This is a genomic window from Streptomyces griseoviridis (assembly GCF_005222485.1).
Classification (GTDB): Bacteria; Actinomycetota; Actinomycetes; order Streptomycetales; family Streptomycetaceae; genus Streptomyces; species Streptomyces hintoniae.
The window spans coordinates 639774-657558 of record NZ_CP029078.1 but is presented as its reverse complement, the minus strand read 5'-3'; the positions used below and the strand labels follow the sequence as shown (position 1 = coordinate 657558).

The following is a 17785-nucleotide window of genomic DNA, read 5'->3' as shown; positions in this document are numbered from 1 at the left end:
GGAGAGCGGGTGCCAGACGAGGGCGATTTCGAACTCATGGCCCTGAAGACGGATGGCAGCGTCCACGGGGATGTCCGTGAGGCGACAAACGCCTCATATCCTGTGCTGTACCAAAGTGCCAACTATTTCGCTGATTCCGCGACTCCGGCCACTGAAGCTACTTGGCATCAGTGCAGGTCGTGAACGTGGCCTGGTGCCAACTAGCGAGCCCGGTCACACGCGCGGAACCTCACGGCGCGCGCGGAACCTCGTGCCAGGGGCGCGGAACCTCACGGCACGGGCGCGGGCCTTTGCGGCACCGGCGACCGGTGGGGAGCCTCCCCTCCGTCACCGGCGCGCGGCCCGCCGAAGTGGCGCGCGGTGCGGTCCGCGTACGCCGCTCCGCCGTCGTGCGCCCCGGAGCCGGACGGGTCGGCCCGTTCCCTGCCGACCAGGACGTCGACCGGCGGTCCCGTGCCGTCCGCGCCGCGCCACGGCCGCTTTCCGCCCGGCCGCGCCGACCGCCGCCGCCGGGGCACCTCCCGCGCGCCCTCCCGCGACTCGCCCCGGACTCCCGGCCCGCCCCGTACAAACTCGGACGATAGCTCGCCATACTGGACGAGCCAGGGGAGAGCGGACGCACGGCGACGGGGGAGGTCGGTCGGGGGAGATGGGGGAGAACACACTGATCCAGGGCCGCTATCGGCTGCTCGACCTGATCGGGCGGGGCGGCATGGGCCAGGTGTGGCGTGCCCGGGACGAGTCGCTCGGCAGACAGGTCGCCGTCAAGTGCCTCAAACCCGCGGGCCCGCACCACGACCAGGCCTTCACCCGGGTGCTGCGGGAACGCTTCCGGCGCGAGGCCCGGGTGGCGGCGGCCCTCCAGCACCGCGGGGTGACCGTCGTCCACGACTTCGGCGAGTCCGACGGGGTCCTGCACCTGGTGATGGAGCTGCTCGACGGCCGCAATCTGAGCCAGCTCCTGGAGGACGACCAGCGGCGGCCGCTGCCGGTCGACGTCGTCGTCGACATCGCCGACCAGGTGACCGCCGCCCTCGCCTACACCCACCGGCAGGGCATCGTGCACCGCGACCTCAAGCCCGCCAACATCATGCGGCTGACCGACGGCACGGTGAAGATCTGCGACTTCGGCATCGCCAGGCTCGGCGCCGACATCGGCTTCACCGCCCGCCTCACCGGCACCGGCGTCGCCATGGGCACCCCGCACTACATGTCACCCGAGCAGATCGGCGGCGCCGAGGTCGACGAGCGCAGCGACCTCTACTCCCTCGGCTGTGTCCTGTACGAACTCGTCACCGGCGCACCGCCGTTCGGCCTCGGCGACACCTGGGCGATCCTGATCGGCCACCGGGACACCGCGCCGGTGCCACCGCGTGAACGGCGGCCCGAGGTGCCGGAGTTCCTGGACCGGATCATCCTCGACCTGCTCGCCAAGGAGCCCGAGCGACGGCCGTCCGACGCGGACGAGGTGACCCGCAGGATCGCCGCGGGGCGCGGTGCGACGGCCTACCCGCGAACGCTTCCCGGCATCCCCGGCATCCTCGGCATCAGCGGACACTCCGGTATCCCCGGACACTCCGGTATCCCTGGCATCTCAGGTGTCCCCGGACTCCCGGACGCCCTCGGTCTCCCGAGTGTTGCCGGTGCCCCCGGCCATCTGGCCACGGTGCCGGGGCCGGCCCGGATGCCGTCCTGGACCATTGGCATGACCACCGGTCACAAGGCCATCGGCGCCGGACCGCGCACCGCCCCGCCGGACGCAGCCGCCGGGCTGACCGGCGAGTGGATCGCCCGCCCCGCCGCCGGCCGCGCCGAGGAACCGCCGCCCCCCGACCTGGCGTCGCCACCGCCGCCGCGGACCCTCGCCGCGCTCACCGGACGGCACAACGCCGGGCTCAGCCTCGGACGGCTCGGCCGCTGGACCGAGGCCGGCGAGGTGCACCGCGCGGTCGCCGCCGAACGCGCCCATCTGCTGGGCCCCGAGCACCCGGACACCCTGGCCAGCCGCTACGAGGTCGCCTTCAGCCTCAGCCGCACCGGCCGGGCCGTCGACGCCCTCCAGGAGTACCGGTTCGTCGCCGCCGCCCGCACCAGGGCCCTCGGCGCCGACCACCCCGACACCCTCGCCGCCCGCCAGGAGACGGCCTACGTGCTGGGCCAGTCGGGGCGCCACTTCGACGCCCACCAGGTGTACACGTCGGTCCTCGCGGCCCGGGAGCTGACCCAGGGCGCCGACCATCCCGACACCCTGCGCTGCCGCCACAACCTCGCCTTCAACCTCAGCAGACTCGGCCGCATCGAGGACGCGTACCTGATGGCCCGCGAGGTGGCCGCCGCCCGCGCCAGGGTGCTCGGACCCGACCATCCCGACACCCTGGTCACCCGCTACGAAGTCGCCTACGCGCTGGGTCAGTTGGGGCACTGGCCGGAGGCCCTGAGCGCCTACCAGGAGGTGGCCGCCGCCCGCGCCGAAGCCCTCGGCCGTGACCACCCCGACACGCTCGCCGCCCGCTACGAGGTCGGCATCAGCCTCGGCCGCCTCGGGCGCGGCGCGCAGGCGCTCACTGTCTACCGCGACCTGGTCGCGGACCGCACCCGGGTGCAGGGCGCCACCCACCCCGAGACGCTGCGCGCGCGGCACGGCCTCGGCGTCAACCTCGGACGGCTCGGCCGCTGGGAGGAGGCGCTCGCGGAGTCGCGTGACGTGTGCGCCGTCCGGGCCCGGGTGCTGGGCCCCGAGCACCCCGACACCCTGGTCAGCCGCCGTGAGGTCGCCGTCGGCCTGGGCTGGCTCGGCCGCTGGTCCGACGCGCTGGCCGAGTACCGTCAGGTCGCCGCCACCCGCGCCCAGGTGCTCGGACCCGACCACCCCGACACGCTCGCCAGCCGCAACGACGAGGCGCACTGCCTGGAGCGGCTCGGGCGCGGCGCCGAAGCGGTCGAGCTGTACCGGAAGGTCGCGGTCCTGCGGCAGCGGGGCGCCTCGGGCTGACACCGACCCGGAGGCCGGCCGTCCCGGGCAGCGGTCCGGGCAGCGGTCCCGGGCAGCGATCCCGGGCGGCCGTCGCCTGGACCGCCGTCGCCGACCGCCGTCCTCGTACCCGGGCCGCGGCCCAGCATCCTCGGCCGTCTGCCCGTCTGCCCGTCTGCCCGTCTGCCCGTCTGCCCGTCTGCCCGTCTGCCCGTCTGCCCGTCTGCCCGTCTGCCCGTCTGCCCGTCTGCCCGTCTGCCCGTCTGCCCGTCTGCCCGTCTGCCCGTCTGCCCGTCTGCCCGGTGCTCCCCTTCCGGTCCTCCGGCTCGCCGCGCCGGGCGCTCCGAGGGCTCCCTCTGGCCGTTCCCGATCAACGCGTGTTACGAAGGACCATGGCTGCACACGAGGGACACCGCGCGTACGACGCCGTCATCGTCGGCGGAGGGCACAACGGCCTGGTCGCCGCCGCCTACCTGGCCCGTGCCGGACGGTCCGTGCTGCTCCTGGAGCGGCTCCAGGTCACCGGCGGCGCCGCCGTCTCCACCCGGCCGTTCACCGGCCTCGACGCCCGGCTCTCGCGGTACTCGTACCTGGTCAGCCTGCTGCCCAAGAAGATCGTCCGGGATCTCGGCCTCGACTTCCGGGTCCGCGCCCGCACCATCTCCTCGTACACGCCCGCCGAACGCGCGGGCCGCCCCACCGGGCTGCTGGTCGGCGGCGGGCAGCGGCGCACCCGGGAGTCCTTCGCCCGGCTGACCGGCTCGGACGCCGAGTACCAGGCGTGGCAGCGGTTCTACGGGCTGACAGGACGGGTCGCCGCGCGGGTCTTCCCCACCCTCACCGAGCCGCTGCCCACCCGCGCAGAGCTGCGCCGCCGCGTCGACGACGAGGAGGCGTGGCGGACCCTCTTCGAGGAGCCGGTCGGTGTCGCGATCGAGGACCGGTTCGCCGACGACCTGGTCCGTGGCGTGGTCCTCACCGACGCCCTGATCGGCACCTTCGCCGACGCCCACGACCCCGAACTGCGCCAGAACCGCTGCTTCCTCTACCACGTGATCGGCGGCGGCACCGGCGACTGGGACGTCCCCGTGGGCGGCATGGGCGCCCTCACCGGCGCCCTGGTGGGGGCCGCGCGGGCGGCCGGCGCGACGCTCGCCACCGGCCACGAGGTGGTCAGGATCGACACCGACGGCACCGCCGCCGAGGTCACCTACCGGACCGCGGACGGCGAGGGAACCGTCGCCGCCCGGCACGTCCTCGTCAACGCGTCCCCCCGCGAACTGGCCGCCCTCACCGGCGCTGCCCCGCCCGAGCCCGCCGAGGGCGCCCAGCTCAAGGTGAACATGCTGCTCACCCGGCTGCCGAGGCTGCGCGACACCTCCGTCGACCCGCGCGAGGCGTTCGCCGGCACCTTCCACATCGCCGAGGGGTACGAGCAGTTGGGCGCCGCCCACGCCCAGGCCGCCGCGGGCCACCTGCCCGCCGAGCCGCCGTCGGAGATCTACTGCCACTCCCTGACCGACCCGACGATCCTCGGCCCCGCCCTCGTCGAACGCGGCTACCAGACGCTCACCCTCTTCGGGCTGCACACGCCCGCCCGCCTCTTCGACCGGGACAACGACGGCACCCGCGACGAACTGCTCAAGGCCACCGTCGCCCAGCTCGACGCCCACCTCGCCGAACCGCTCGCCGACTGCCTCGCCACCGACGCCGACGGCCGCCCCTGCATCGAGGCGAAGACCCCGCTCGACCTGGAACGCGACCTGCGGCTGCCCGGCGGCAACATCTTCCACCGCGACCTCAGCTGGCCCTACGCCGATGACGCCGACGGCGCCGACAACGCCGACAGCGGCGGCCGGTGGGGCGTCGCGACCCGGCACCCGAACGTCCTGCTGTGCGGGGCGGGCGCGGTGCGCGGGGGAGGGGTGAGCGGGGTGCCTGGCCACAACGCGGCGATGGCGGTCCTGGAGACGACCGGCGGCTGAACGGCCTTCCGCGGAAGGCCGTTCAGGGGCCGGAGGTGCGGGCGACGGTGGTTCGGGCGACGGCGTCGTGAGGCGGGTCAGGCTCGGGCGCCGCCGTCCACGCGCAGGACCACGCCGGTCACATACGACGCGCGGTCGCTCAGCAGCCAGGCGGCGCTCTCCGCGATCTCCTCCGGTGACGCGGCCCGTCCCAGCGGGGTCCGCGCGTTCAACTGGTCGATGATCCCGGGGGACTTGGCCTCCCACTCGTCGATCATCTCGGTCAGCGTGGTGCCCGGCGCGATGGCGTTGACCCGGATGTTCTCCGGCCCGTACGTGACGGCCGCCGACTCGGTGAGGCTGTTCACCGCCCGCTTGGCCGCGCCGTACGCGGGCAGCCACGGGTTGCCCATCAGGCTGCCGACGCTGGAGGTGTTGACGATGGCGCCGCGTCCCGCGGTGGCCCGGATCGCGGCGATCTCCGCGCTCATCGCGAGCCACGGACCCTTGAGGTTCACCGCCATGACCCGGTCGAAGTCGGCCTCGGGGAGCGTGTCGAGCGGCCCGGGTTCCTGACCGGTCGCGCCGTTGTTGAAGGCGACGTCGAGACGGCCGTGGAGCCGCACCGCGCGGTCGACGGCGGCGCGGACGCTGTCGGGGTCCGCGAGGTCGCAGCGGATGAAGTCGGCGGTGCCGCCGGCCGCGCGGACCTCCTCGGTGACCGCCTTCAGCTGGCTCTCCGTGCGGGAGGCGAGGAGCACCCTGGCGCCCTCGCGGGCGAAGAGACGGGCCGCGGCGGCGCCGATGCCGCGCCCGGCGCCGGTGATGAGGGCGACCTTGCCGTCGAGGAGGCCCGAAGATGTGTTCGGTGTGGTGTTCATGCCGTCGAGCCTGCGCCCGGCCCGCGGTCCTATCCAGGCACCGGTGGTACCTGGCTCGGCCGGCCGGGGCCGCGCACACTGGAGGAGTGGACCGACAAGAACTGGCCGAATTCCTGCGCGGCAGACGCGAGCGCATCGCCCCCGAGGACGTGGGGCTGCCCACCGGTCCCCGCCGCCGCACCCCGGGCTGCGGCGCGAGGAGGTGGCGCAGCTCGCGTACATCTCCACCGAGTACTACACCCGCCTCGAGCAGGCCCGCGCGCCCCGCCCGTCCCGTGAGGTGCTGGCGCAGATGGCCCGCGCGCTGCGGCTCACCGACGCCGAACGCGACCACCTCCACCATCTCGCGGGCACCCCGCCGGGGCTCCCGACCGGCCCCTCGCGCCAGGTGCGGCAGAGCATCGTCGACCTGCTGCACCGGCTCCCGCAGGCCGCCGCGTTCGTGATCTCCGCGTCCTACGAGGTGATCGCCTGGAACGACCTCTCCGCCGCCCTGATGGAGGACTTCTCCGCCCTCCCGCGCCGCGACCGCAACCTGGTGCGGCGGGCCTTCCTCGGCCCGTACGACCACGGCCGCACCCTGTACAGCGTCTCGGACGCCGAGGAGTTCGCGCGGCTCGCCGTCCTCGACCTGCGCCGCACCGCCGCCCGCTACCCGGACGACCCGGAGCTGACCGCCCTGGTGGCGGAACTCCTCGCGGGCAGCCCGGAGTTCGCCCGCCTCTGGGCCGCCCACGAGGTGGCCGGCGCGCCCGCCCTCTGCAAGAGCTTCGACCATCCGCTGGTCGGCAGGATCGACGTCAACTGCGACATCCTCGACATCACCGACCGCGACCAGCGGGTCGTCATCTACACCGCCACCCCGGGATCGCGGTCGGAGGAGGCGCTGCGGCTGCTCGCGGTGATCGGCACCCAGCGCATGGACGTGCCGGGCTGACGCACCGCCCGGGGCGGGAGCCGAGTTGCCGCCCGGCAGAAATCTGACGGTGCATCAGAAAAAGTCTTCCGTCGGCCGGTCGGCTGCGGCATCCTGCGCCCATGCAGACGGAGCTGAGCAAGAAACTCGGGATCGAGTACGCCGTCTTCGGCTTCACGCCGTTCCCCGCCGTCGCCGCGGCCATCAGCAGGGCCGGCGGCTTCGGCGTGCTCGGCGCGGTCCGCTACACCGCGCCCGACGACCTCAAACGCGACCTCGACTGGATCGAGGCGCATGTCGAGGGCAGGCCGTACGGGCTCGACGTGGTGATGCCGGCCACCAAGGTCGAGGGCGTCACCGAGGCCGACGTCGAGGCGATGATCCCGCCGGGCCACCGGGAGTTCGTCCGGCAGACCCTCGCCAAGTACGGCGTCCCCGAGCTGCCCGAGGGCGAGGCGGCGGGCTGGCGCATCACCGGCTGGATGGAGCAGGTCGCCCGCACCCAGCTCGACGTCGCCTTCGACTACCCGATCCGGCTGCTCGCCAACGCCCTCGGCTCCCCGCCCGCCGATGTCGTCGCCCGCGCCCACGAGCAGAACGTGCTGGTCGCCGCGTTGGCCGGGAGCGCGAGGCACGCCGTCAAGCACCAGGCGGCCGGCATCGACATCGTCGTCGCGCAGGGCTACGAGGCCGGCGGGCACACCGGCGAGATCGCCTCCATGGTCCTCACTCCCGAGGTCGTCGACGCCGTGGACCCGCTGCCGGTCCTCGCCGCCGGGGGCATCGGCAGCGGGCGCCAGGTGGCCGCCGCCCTCGCGCTCGGCGCGCAGGGCGTCTGGCTCGGCTCGCTCTGGCTGACGACCACCGAGGCCGACCTGCACTCGCCGGCCCTGACCCGCAAACTCCTCGCCGCCGGGTCGGGCGACACCGTCCGCTCCCGCGCCCTGACCGGGAAACCCGCACGTCAGCTCCGCACCGAGTGGACCGACGCCTGGGACGACCCGGCTGGACCAGGCACCCTGCCCATGCCGTTGCAGGGGCTGCTGGTCGCCGACGCCGTCTCCCGCATCCAGAAGCACGAGGTCGACCCGCTGCTCGGTACGCCGGTCGGCCAGATCGTCGGCCGGATGACCGGCGAACGCGCCGTCCAGGACGTCTTCGACGATCTCACCCGCGGCTTCGAACAGGCCGTCGACCGGGTCGTCCGCATCGCCGGAAGGAGCGGCCGATGAGCACCCCGCCCGCCGGGTTCTGGGCGCAGGCCGCAGCCGACCCCGACCGCACCGTCCTGACCGCCCCCGACGGCGAGCGGTGGAGCGCGGGACGCCTGCACGCCGACGCCAACCGGCTCGTGCACGGCCTGCGCGCGGCCGGTCTCGGGCGCGGCGACGCGTTCGCGGTGGTGCTGCCCAACGGCCCCGAGTTCTTCGCCGCCTATCTCGCCGCCAGCCAGGCCGGCCTCTACCTCGTCCCCGTCAACCACCACTTCGTCGGACCCGAGATCGGCTGGATCGTCGCCGACTCGGGCGCCAAGGTGCTCATCGCGCACGAACGGTTCGCCGAGGCGGCCCGGCAGGCGGCCGACGAGGCGGGCCTGCCGGCCAGCCACCGGTACGCCGTCGGCTCCCATGGTTCTGGCGGTGACGGCGGTTCCGGCGGTTCCGGCGGTTCTGACGGTGACGGCGGCTCCGACGGGCCGGCCGGAACCGCCGAGGGGTTCCGCCCGTACGCCGAACTCCTCGCGGGGCAGCCCGAGTCGGCGCCCGCCGACCGCGAGCTGGGCTGGGTCATGAACTACACCTCGGGCACCACGGGCCGCCCCCGCGGCATCCGCCGCCCGCTGCCCGGCAGACGCCCCGAGGACGCCTACCTCGGCGGATTCCTCGGCATCTTCGGCATCAAGCCGTACGACGGCAACGTCCACCTCGTCTGCTCGCCGCTCTACCACACGGCCGTCCTCCAGTTCTCCGGCGCGTCCCTGCACATCGGGCACCCGCTGGTCCTGATGGACAAGTGGACGCCCGAGGAGATGCTCCGCCTGATCGACCGGCACCGGTGCACGCACACCCACATGGTCCCCACCCAGTTCCACCGGCTGCTCGCGCTGCCCGAGCGGACCCGCGCCCGCTACGACGTGTCGTCCATGCGGCACGCCGTGCACGGCGCCGCCCCCTGCCCCGACCATGTGAAACGGGCGATGATCGACTGGTGGGGCCCGAGCGTCGAGGAGTACTACGCGGCCAGCGAGGGCGGCGGCGCCTTCGCCACCGCAGAGGACTGGCTGAAGAAGCCGGGGACCGTCGGAAAGGCCTGGCCCATCAGCGAACTCGCCGTCTTCGACGACGACGGCAACCGGCTGCCCGCCGGTGAACTCGGCACCGTCTACATGAAGATGAACACCGGCGGCTTCGCCTACCACAAGGACGAGGCGAAGACCGCGAAGAACCGCATCGGCGACTTCTTCACCGTCGGCGACCTCGGCCTCCTCGACGAGGACGGCTACCTCTACCTCCGCGACCGCAAGATCGACCTGATCATCTCGGGCGGGGTCAACATCTACCCGGCCGAGATCGAGGCCGCGCTGCTCGCCCACCCCGCCGTCGCCGACGCCGCCGTCTTCGGCATCCCGCACGACGACTGGGGCGAGGCGGTCAAGGCCGTCGTCGAACCCGCCCCTGGCCACGAGCCGGGCCAGGACCTCGCCGCCGCGCTCCTCGACCACTGCGCCGGCCGGCTCGCGGGCTACAAACGGCCCAGGAGCGTCGACTTCATCACCGAGATGCCCCGCGACCCCAACGGCAAGCTGTACAAGCGGCGGCTGCGGGAGCCCTACTGGGAGGGGCGCGACCGGCCGCTGTGACACCCGGCTTGACCTGTCCCCGCGCCGGACCGAGGATCATGAGCCATGACGCAGGCACAGGGCAGCACCGTCGACGGGGCGCTGCGACGCAGCGCCCGCCGCACCCCCGCGCGCGTGGCGGTCGAGTACCGCGACCGCGTCTGGACGTACGAGGAACTCGACGCGGCCGTCTCGCGGGCGGCGACCGTGCTGCTCGGCGAAGGGCTCGCACCGGGCGACCGGGTCGCCGCCCTCGGCCGCAACTCGGACGCCTACCTGATCGCGTTCCTCGGCTGCGCCCGCGCCGGCCTGGTGCACGTTCCCGTCAACCAGAACCTCACCGGCGACGATCTCGCCTACCTCGTCGGCCAGTCGGGCAGCACCCTGGTGCTCACCGACCCGGACCTCGCCGCCCGACTCCCCACCGGCACCAGGACGTTGACGCTGCGCGACACCGAGGACTCCTTCCTCGCGCGGCTCAACGACGCCGTCCCGTACGACGGCCCCGAGCCGCGCTCCGAGGACCTCGTCCAACTCCTCTACACCTCGGGCACCACCGCCCTGCCCAAGGGCGCGATGATGACCCACCGGGCCCTGGTCCACGAGTACTTGAGCGCCATCAGCGCCCTCGATCTGAGCGCGGGCGACCGCCCGGTGCACGCGCTGCCGCTCTACCACTCGGCGCAGACCCATGTCTTCCTGCTGCCCTACCTCGCGGTCGGCGCCACCAACCTCATCGTGGACGCCCCGGACGGCGACCTGCTCCTCGACCTGATCGAAGCCGGCCGTGTGGACAGCCTGTTCGCGCCCCCGACCGTGTGGATCGGCCTGGCCGGACGCGCCGACTTCGCGACCCGGGACCTGTCCGGGCTGCGCAAGGCGTACTACGGGGCGTCGATCATGCCGGTGCCGGTCCTGGAGCGGCTGCGCGAGCGGCTGCCGAAGCTCGGCTTCTACAACTGCTTCGGGCAGAGCGAGATCGGCCCCCTCGCCACGGTCCTCGCACCCGACGAGCACAAGGGCCGGATGGACTCCTGCGGGCGCCCGGTGCTGTTCGTCGAGGCGCGCGTGGTGGACGAGGACGGCACGGACGTCCCGGACGGCACCCCCGGTGAGATCGTCTACCGGTCGCCCCAACTCTGCGAGGGCTACTGGGACAAGCCCGAGGAGACGGCGGCCGCCTTCCGCGGCGGCTGGTTCCACTCGGGCGACCTCGCGGTGCGGGACGCGCACGGCTACTACACGATCGTCGACCGGGTGAAGGACGTCATCAACTCCGGTGGCGTGCTGGTCGCTTCACGCCAGGTCGAGGACGCCCTGTACACCCACCCCGGAGTCGCCGAGGTCGCCGTCGTCGCGCTGCCCGACGAGCGGTGGATCGAGGCGGTCACCGCGGTCGTCGTCCCGCACGGCGAGGTCACCGAGGCCGAACTCATCGCCCACGCCCGCGAGAAGCTCCCCGCCTTCAAGGCACCCAAGCGGATCTTCTTCACCGACGCGCTGCCGCGCAACGCCAGCGGGAAGATCCTGAAACGCGAACTCCGGGAGCGGTACGCGCAGTAGGACTCGTCAGGCCGACGGGCCCCGCCCCGGCCGCCCCTCCTTCTCCCGCAGGTCCACCACCCGGCGGAGTTTGCCCACCGACCGCTCCAGGGACTCCGGTTCGACGATCTCCACCGTGACCGTGACCCCCACGCCGTCCTTGACGGCCGCCGCGATCGAGCGGGCCGCCGCCTCCCGGGTCCCGGGGTCCGCGTCCTGGCGGGCCTCCGCCCGGACCGTGAGCGCGTCCAGGCGGCCCTCCCGGGTGAGCCTGAGCTGGAAGTGCGGCGCGACGCCCGGCGTCCGCAGGACGATCTCCTCGATCTGGGTGGGGAACAGGTTCACCCCGCGCACGATCAGCAAATCGTCGCTGCGCCCCGTGACCTTCTCCATGCGCCGGAACACCCGGGCCGTCCCCGGCAGCAGCCGCGTCAGATCGCGCGTCCGGTAGCGGACGATCGGCATCGCCTCCTTGGTCAGCGAGGTGAACACCAGCTCGCCCTCCTCGCCGTCGGGCAGCACCTCGCCGGTGATCGGGTCGACGACCTCCGGGTAGAAGTGGTCCTCCCAGATGTGCAGCCCGTCCTTGGTCTCCACGCACTCCTGCGCCACGCCCGGCCCGATCACCTCGGACAGCCCGTAGATGTCGACCGCGTCGATCGCGAACCGCTCCTCGATCTCCCGCCGCATCCGCTCCGTCCACGGCTCCGCCCCGAACACGCCCACCCGCAGCGAGGTCGAGCGCGGGTCGACGCCCTGCCGCTCGAACTCGTCGAGGATCGTCAGCATGTACGACGGCGTCACCATGATGATTCGCGGCTCCAGGTCCCGGATCAGCTGGACCTGACGGGCCGTCATCCCGCCGGACGCGGGGATGACCGTACAGCCGAGCCGCTCCGCGCCGTAGTGCGCGCCGAGGCCGCCGGTGAACAGGCCGTAGCCGTACGCCACATGGACCTTGTCGCCGGGCCGCGCCCCCGCCGCGCGCAGCGAGCGGGCCACCATGTCCGACCAGAGCGAGAGGTCGTTGTCGGTGTAACCGACGACCGTCGGGCGCCCGGTGGTGCCGCTGGAGGCGTGCAGACGGCGGATCCTGTCCTGCGGGACCGCGAACATGCCGTACGGATAGTGCGCGCGCAGGTCCGCCTTGACGGTGAAGGGGAAGCGCGCGAGGTCGGCGAGCGAACGGCAGTCGTCGGGGTGCGTCCCGGCCCTGTCGAAGGACTCCCGGTAGAAGGGAACGTGCTCGTAGGCGTGGCGCAGTGAGGCGCGCAGCCGCTCCAGCTGGAGGGCCCGCAGCGCCTCCTCGTCGAGTCGTTCCCCCGAGTCCAGCAGCTCCGTCGCGTCCGCCATCGGGACTTCTCCCTCACCAACCGTGCCAATACGGGCGACCGATCATTCGGTCGATCTGTACTGGATCAGTAATTCAGGCGGCCAGGGCACAGGCAAGGGGTGCGCGCCGACTTTTTTCGACACGCACCCCTCGATGCCGGGAGAGTTCCGGATCAGTCTCCTGCGCTGCTCCCGAACGCCGTCATGAAGCGGTCCCGGAACGTGTCCATGCCCCACTGCGGGCCGTCGTCCGCGGGCTTCAGACCGTCCGCCCAGCCCCAGTCGGCGATCCTGTCGAGAACCTTCGGGTCGTGGGCGACGACGGTGATCGGGACGTCCCTGCTGGTGCTGCCGGCGGTGACGGTCGGGACCGGCTGGTGGTCGCCGAGGAAGACCAGGACCGTCCTGTCGTCGCCGTAGCGCTCGACCCACTCGACGAGGCTGTGCAGGGAGTACTCGATCGCGTTCTTGTACTCGGTCCGCACGCTCTCCGGGTCCTTCCAGACCTCCTTCGGGTCCTTGCCCTCCTTCTTGATCCGCTCGAAGACCGAGCCGTCGCCCAGATCGTCCCAGTCGATCATGTGGGCGACGGGTGCCCAGGGGTTGTGGCTGGAGGCCAGGATGATCTCCGCCATGATCGGGTCCCGGTCCTTCGTGCCGTGTTCGAGGCGCTCGAACGCCTCCAGGCTGAACTGGTCGGGCACCGGCGTCCAGCTGAAATACGGCCCCTGGTAGCCGAGGTGCTCCGAGTCGTAGATGTGGTCGAGCCCGAAGTACTTGCCCTCGGGCCACGCCCGCCGCACCCCGGGCACGATGCCGACCGTGCGCCACGCGCCGGTCTTCTGGAAGTAGCTGGTGAGCGTCGCGCGGTCGCTGGTGGTGAGGCTGCGGTAGCGCTGCTGGTTCTTGATCCAGAGGCCGGACAGGAACGTGGAGTGCGCCAGCCAGCTCCCGGCCCCCGTCACCGGCGACCGCAGCCAGGCGCTGCGCGAGGCGAACCCGGCCGCGTCGAGGTCGCTGGTGCCCTGCTTCAGGACCGCGTCGACGTCCGACGCCATCGCCGGGTCGTCGATCGCGGTGCGGCCGTAGCTCTCGATGAACGTGAACAGCACGTCCTTGCCGCGCAGCCCGGTCAGCAACTGGTCGGGGGGCGTGTCGGCGAAGGCGTCCACGGCGGCCTGCCGGTCGAAGACCCGCCCGCCCGCGAGGCCGGCCCGCACCTGCTGGACACGGTTGCCGACCAGGTCCGCGTCGAGTTTCGCGGCGATCGGCACCCCGGTGAACTGCACGCCAAGGGTCACACAGGTGATCCACGCCGTGCCGAGGACGAGCGTGGTCCTGGCCGCCGTCGGACGGTGGCGGACCATCAGGTCGGCAAGGTGCACCACCGCGAGGGCCGTCAGCACCAGGACCGCGACCAGCAGCACGATGACACCGATGACGGCGGCGATCTCGCCGGTCCGCCCGAACGACTCCCGCACCCAGTCGGTCGCCCCGCCCAGCAGGCTCCAGTCGAGGACCAGGTCGAAGGGGCGGGCCAGCACCGAGTAGAAGCCCATGTCGACGAACTTCACGACGGTCAGCAGCCCGAGGAGCACGCCCGCGACCAGCGCCGTCACCCGCCGGGCCCGCGACGGCAGCGCGAGCAGCAGCCCCGCGACGAGCACGCCCTCGGCCGGGATCCGCAGGAACGACTGGACGTCGAGCCGGTCGAGCCGGTTCGGCACGAGCAGCGCGAAGAGGACGAGAGCGGCGGCGAGCACGGTCGTGCCGACGGTCACGTACCGCGCGGCCCGCGGATATCCGCGCCGCCAGCCGAACCAGCCGGGCGGGGAGGCGGGAGGGGCGGGAGGGGCGGGAGGGGTGAGGGGCGTGGTGGGCTCGGCGGTCTCGGCGGTCTCGGTGGTCGCAGTAGGCTCTGGGGGCTCAGGGGCCTGTGGGGTCCGGGGGGACTCCTGTGCTTCCGGGACCGGGGCCGCAGCCGGGGCTGGGGGCTCGGCAGCCGCGCCGGTCTTGCCGGTCGCCTCGATCGCCTCGGTCTCCTTCCTCTCCGCCGCGGTCGCTGCCTTGGCCTCGTCTCTGTCCGCGTCCCCGCCGGTGGTGTCGGCGGGGACGGGCTCCACCTGGCGGTCGGTGTCGGTGTCGGGGGCGGGGGTGGTGTCCGGCAGTCGGTGAGGGGGCTTGAGGTGCGGCACCCGGAGGTCCTTCCGTGCGAGGCGCGGTGTCGGCGCGGCCGGCCCGGCTGGCGTGGCCCGGCCGCCAACCTCCGTACGGGCCGCCCCCGGTCACCGTTCAATCGCCAGGTCAACCGCGCGCAAAGAGTACGCCGGTCGTCCCCGCGCGCCCCGCCGCACGGACGTGTCCCGCCGAAGCCGAAGCCGAAGCCGAAGCCGAAGCCCAAGCTGAGGCTGAAGCCGAACCATGAGCCGAAGCTGACGCCTGGGCCGAGGCGTGAGTCGAGGACGACGGCGCGCCCCGCACCACCGCGTCCCTCCCGCTCACACGTCGTCCGCCGCCGCCACCTCCCGGGCCCACCGGTAGTCCGCCTTGCCGCTGGGGGAGCGCCTGATCGACTCGGTGATCACCAGTTGGCGCGGGATCTTGTACCCGGCCAGATGGGACCGGCAGTACCCCTGGACGTCGGCGAGGGACGGTCGGCTCGCTCCCGCGCGCAGTTGCACCACCGCCGCCACATGGTTGCCCCAGGTCGCGTCGGGCACCCCGGCCACCAGGGCGTCGTAGACGTCCGGGTGGGACTTGAGGGCCTGCTCGACCTCCTCCGGGTACACCTTTTCGCCGCCCGTGTTGATGCACTGCGAGCCCCGGCCGAGCACGGTCACCACGCCGTCCGCGTCGACCGTGGCCATGTCCCCGAGCAGCACCCAGCGCAGCCCGTCCTTCTCGAAGAACGTGTCGGCCGTCTTCCGGGGGTCGTTGTAGTAGCCGAGGGGGACGTTCCCGCACTGGGCGACCCGTCCCACCTCGCCCACCGCGACCGGCTCGTGGGTCGCCGGATCGACCACCTGGGTGCGGGAGTTGACGCGGATGCGGAAGCCGCGCTCGGGCCCCGAGTCGGCCGTCGCGGTGCCGTTGAAGCCGGATTCGGAGGAGCCGAAGTTGTTGAGGAGCGCCACGTTCGGCACGAGGGCCTGGAACTCCCGCCGCACGGTGTCCGACATGATCGCGCCTGACGAGGAGACGCTGAACAGGGACGAGCAGTCGGTGCCCGCCAGCGGTCCGTTGAGCGCGTCGATCAGCGGGCGCAGCATCGCGTCCCCGACCAGCGAGACGCTGGTGACCTTCTCCTTCTCGATGGTCCTCAGCACCTCCTCCGGCACGAACTTGCGGTGCAGCACGACCCGTTGGCCGAAGTTGAAGCCGATGAACGCGGTGAGGGTGGACGTGCCGTGCATCAGCGGGGGAGTGGGGAAGAACGTGATGCCCGACCCGCCCGCGGCGACCCGCTCGGCGATCTCCTCCGGCTTCCGCACCGGCTCACCGGTCGGCGCCCCGCCGCCCAATCCGGCGAAGAACAGGTCTTCCTGACGCCACATCACGCCCTTGGGCATGCCGGTCGTGCCGCCGGTGTAGATGATGAACTGGTCGTCGCCCGAGCGGGCCGGGAACCCGCGCCCGGTCGAGGCGTCGGCCACCGCCTCGGTGAACGGCACCGCGGAGACCTCGGACGCCCCCGGCTCAGGACTCCCGACCCGGACCAGGTGCCGCAGCTTCCCGTCCGTGCCGGGCAGCGCCGCCGCCACCCGGTCGCCGAACTCCGCGTCGAAGACCAGCGCGACCAGATCGGCGTCCCGGTAGAGATAGACCAACTCCTCCTCGACGTAGCGGTAGTTGACGTTGACCGGGACGATCCGTGCCTTCAGGCAGCCGAGCACGGTCTGGAGGTACTCGACGCCGTTGTAGAGGTGGAGCCCGAGGTGTTCGCCGGGCCGGACACCGCTGTCGAGGAGGTGGTGGGCGACGCGGTTCGCCGCCGCGTCCAGTTCCGCGTAGGTCAGCCGGCGCTCCGCGCCGGTGCCGGGATGGTCGATGTACACGAGTGCCTCGCGGTCCTCGACCACGTCGACGACCGACTCGAACAGGTCGGCAATGTTGTACTCCACCGCTCCTCCTGACCGGAAGGCATGACGAAGGAAAGCCCACACGTCGGTTCGCCGGTCATCAGAGCAAAGGGGGGCGCAACTGTGAAGTGCCTCCGCACAAGTAATCTGACTACCTGTCAGGAACCTCTTGTACTGGCTACCCGCCTCCTGCAACCTGTTCTCGTTCTGAAGACGGGAGGACGGCGATGGGTGGCACGGCGATGGCCGGCACGGTGCCGGCGGAACGGCCCAGGACGGTGCGGCGATGAGCGGGGCCGCGGCGGGCGGAACGGGCCTGACGGGGGCGGGCGGAGACGGCGAGGCGGACGGGCCGGCCTCGGGCCCCACGGCGTCGGACGGAACAGAGCCTGGTGGCTCGGCGTCCGGCGGCTCGGCGTCGGGCGGGGCGGCCCCCGGCGGGGATCCGGGTGGCACCGAGCACCTCTCCGTGCGGCGCGAAGGGGCCACCCTCGTGCTCACGCTCAACCGGCCCGCCGCCAAGAACGCGCTCTCGCTGCCGATGCTCGTCGGCCTGTACGACGGCTGGCTCGCGGCGGACGAGGACGAGGAGATCCGCTCGATCGTGCTGACCGGCGCGGGCGGCGCGTTCTGCGCGGGCATGGACCTCAAGGCGCTCGCCGGCCGGGGCATGGAGGGCGAGCGGTACCGGGACCGGCTGACGGCCGACCCCGACCTGCACTGGAAAGCGATGCTGCGCCACCATCGCCCGCGCAAACCAGTGATCGCCGCCGTCGAGGGCGCCTGCGTGGCCGGCGGCACGGAGATCCTCCAGGGCACCGACATCCGCGTCGCCGCCGAGTCGGCGACCTTCGGACTCTTCGAGGTGCGGCGCGGCCTCTTCCCGATCGGCGGCTCGACGGTCCGCCTGCAACGGCAGATCCCGCGCACCCACGCCCTGGAGATGCTGCTCACCGGCCGCCCCTACACCGCGAGGGAGGCCGCCGCCGTCGGACTGGTCGGCCAGGTGGTCCCGGACGGCGAGGCGCTCGCCAAGGCCCTGGAGATCGCCGAACTGGTCAACGCCTGCGGTCCGTTGGCCGTGGAGGCGGTCAAGGCGTCGGTGTACGCGACCGCCGGGATGACCGAGAGCGACGGACTCGCCGCCGAACTGGAGCGCGGCTGGCCCATCTTCGCGACCGCCGACGCCAAGGAAGGCGCCCGCGCCTTCGCGGAGAAACGGCCGCCCGTCTACAAGCGCGCCTGAGCCGCCCCCTAGGAG

Annotated in this window: 10 protein-coding genes and 1 pseudogene; 7 read left to right on the top strand and 4 right to left on the bottom strand. The window is 72.9% G+C overall.

The genetic code is table 11. The annotated features are described in order from the left end of the window. Nucleotides 1-649 precede the first annotated feature (649 nt). On the top strand, nt 650-2992 hold the full coding sequence (locus tag DDJ31_RS02750) for a serine/threonine-protein kinase (protein ID WP_127181896.1): 2343 nt from the start codon (nt 650-652) through the stop codon (nt 2990-2992). Between the two features lie 371 nt (nt 2993-3363). Further along, a complete protein-coding gene (locus DDJ31_RS02745; RefSeq protein WP_127181897.1) occupies nt 3364-4956 on the top strand; it encodes a phytoene desaturase family protein in 1593 nt (530 codons plus the stop codon). A 77-nt stretch (nt 4957-5033) separates the two neighbouring features. On the opposite strand, the gene DDJ31_RS02740 is transcribed toward DDJ31_RS02745, so the two are convergent. Next, entirely contained in the window at nt 5034-5816 is a 783-nt protein-coding gene (locus tag DDJ31_RS02740; protein ID WP_127181898.1) for an SDR family NAD(P)-dependent oxidoreductase, read from the bottom strand. Nucleotides 5817-5902: 86 nt separating this feature from the next. On the opposite strand from DDJ31_RS02740, the pseudogene DDJ31_RS02735 reads away from it, so the two are divergent. The 4 genes and pseudogenes from DDJ31_RS02735 to DDJ31_RS02720 all read left to right on the top strand — a co-directional run bounded on the left by DDJ31_RS02735 (nt 5903) and on the right by DDJ31_RS02720 (nt 11134). Then, nucleotides 5903-6753: pseudogene (locus DDJ31_RS02735) on the top strand (helix-turn-helix transcriptional regulator). A gap of 101 nt (nt 6754-6854) precedes the next feature. After that, a complete protein-coding gene (locus DDJ31_RS02730) occupies nt 6855-7964 on the top strand; it encodes an NAD(P)H-dependent flavin oxidoreductase (RefSeq protein ID WP_127181899.1) in 1110 nt (369 codons plus the stop codon). After that, nucleotides 7961-9592, top strand: coding sequence for an acyl-CoA synthetase (locus DDJ31_RS02725; protein ID WP_127181900.1), 1632 nt, complete (start codon nt 7961-7963; stop codon nt 9590-9592). The genes DDJ31_RS02730 and DDJ31_RS02725 overlap by 4 nt, the downstream gene beginning before the upstream one ends. Nucleotides 9593-9637: 45 nt before the next feature. After that, a complete protein-coding gene (locus DDJ31_RS02720) occupies nt 9638-11134 on the top strand; it encodes an acyl-CoA synthetase (RefSeq protein ID WP_127181901.1) in 1497 nt (498 codons plus the stop codon). 6 nt (nt 11135-11140) lie between these two features. On the opposite strand, the gene paaK is transcribed toward DDJ31_RS02720, so the two are convergent. From paaK to DDJ31_RS02705, 3 genes are all read right to left on the bottom strand, one after another. Beyond that, on the bottom strand, nt 11141-12466 hold the full coding sequence (gene paaK / locus DDJ31_RS02715) for a phenylacetate--CoA ligase PaaK (protein WP_127181902.1): 1326 nt from the start codon (nt 12464-12466) through the stop codon (nt 11141-11143). A gap of 152 nt (nt 12467-12618) precedes the next feature. Beyond that, nucleotides 12619-14640: a sulfatase gene (locus DDJ31_RS02710; RefSeq protein ID WP_240678310.1), complete on the bottom strand. Its 2022-nt coding sequence runs from the start codon at nt 14638-14640 to the stop codon at nt 12619-12621. A gap of 303 nt (nt 14641-14943) precedes the next feature. Further along, entirely contained in the window at nt 14944-16566 is a 1623-nt protein-coding gene (locus DDJ31_RS02705; RefSeq protein WP_127181903.1) for an acyl-CoA synthetase, read from the bottom strand. 244 nt (nt 16567-16810) lie between these two features. Between DDJ31_RS02705 and DDJ31_RS02700 the strand changes: the two genes are divergently transcribed. Next, nucleotides 16811-17770 carry a crotonase/enoyl-CoA hydratase family protein gene (locus DDJ31_RS02700; RefSeq protein WP_240678311.1) on the top strand — a complete coding sequence of 320 codons (960 nt, stop codon included), beginning with the start codon at nt 16811-16813 and terminating at the stop codon, nt 17768-17770. Nucleotides 17771-17785 lie beyond the last annotated feature (15 nt).

Bases quoted from the DNA above. Each gene is read 5' to 3' on its own strand.
- DDJ31_RS02750 (WP_127181896.1), top strand. From the start codon at position 650: ATGGGGGAGAACACACTGATCCAGGGCCGCTATCGGCTGCTCGACCTG.
- DDJ31_RS02745 (WP_127181897.1), top strand. From the start codon at position 3,364: ATGGCTGCACACGAGGGACACCGCGCGTACGACGCCGTCATCGTCGGC.
- DDJ31_RS02740 (WP_127181898.1), bottom strand. From the start codon at position 5,816: ATGAACACCACACCGAACACATCTTCGGGCCTCCTCGACGGCAAGGTC.
- DDJ31_RS02730 (WP_127181899.1), top strand. From the start codon at position 6,855: ATGCAGACGGAGCTGAGCAAGAAACTCGGGATCGAGTACGCCGTCTTC.
- DDJ31_RS02725 (WP_127181900.1), top strand. From the start codon at position 7,961: ATGAGCACCCCGCCCGCCGGGTTCTGGGCGCAGGCCGCAGCCGACCCC.
- DDJ31_RS02720 (WP_127181901.1), top strand. From the start codon at position 9,638: ATGACGCAGGCACAGGGCAGCACCGTCGACGGGGCGCTGCGACGCAGC.
- paaK (WP_127181902.1), bottom strand. From the start codon at position 12,466: ATGGCGGACGCGACGGAGCTGCTGGACTCGGGGGAACGACTCGACGAG.
- DDJ31_RS02700 (WP_240678311.1), top strand. From the start codon at position 16,811: ATGAGCGGGGCCGCGGCGGGCGGAACGGGCCTGACGGGGGCGGGCGGA.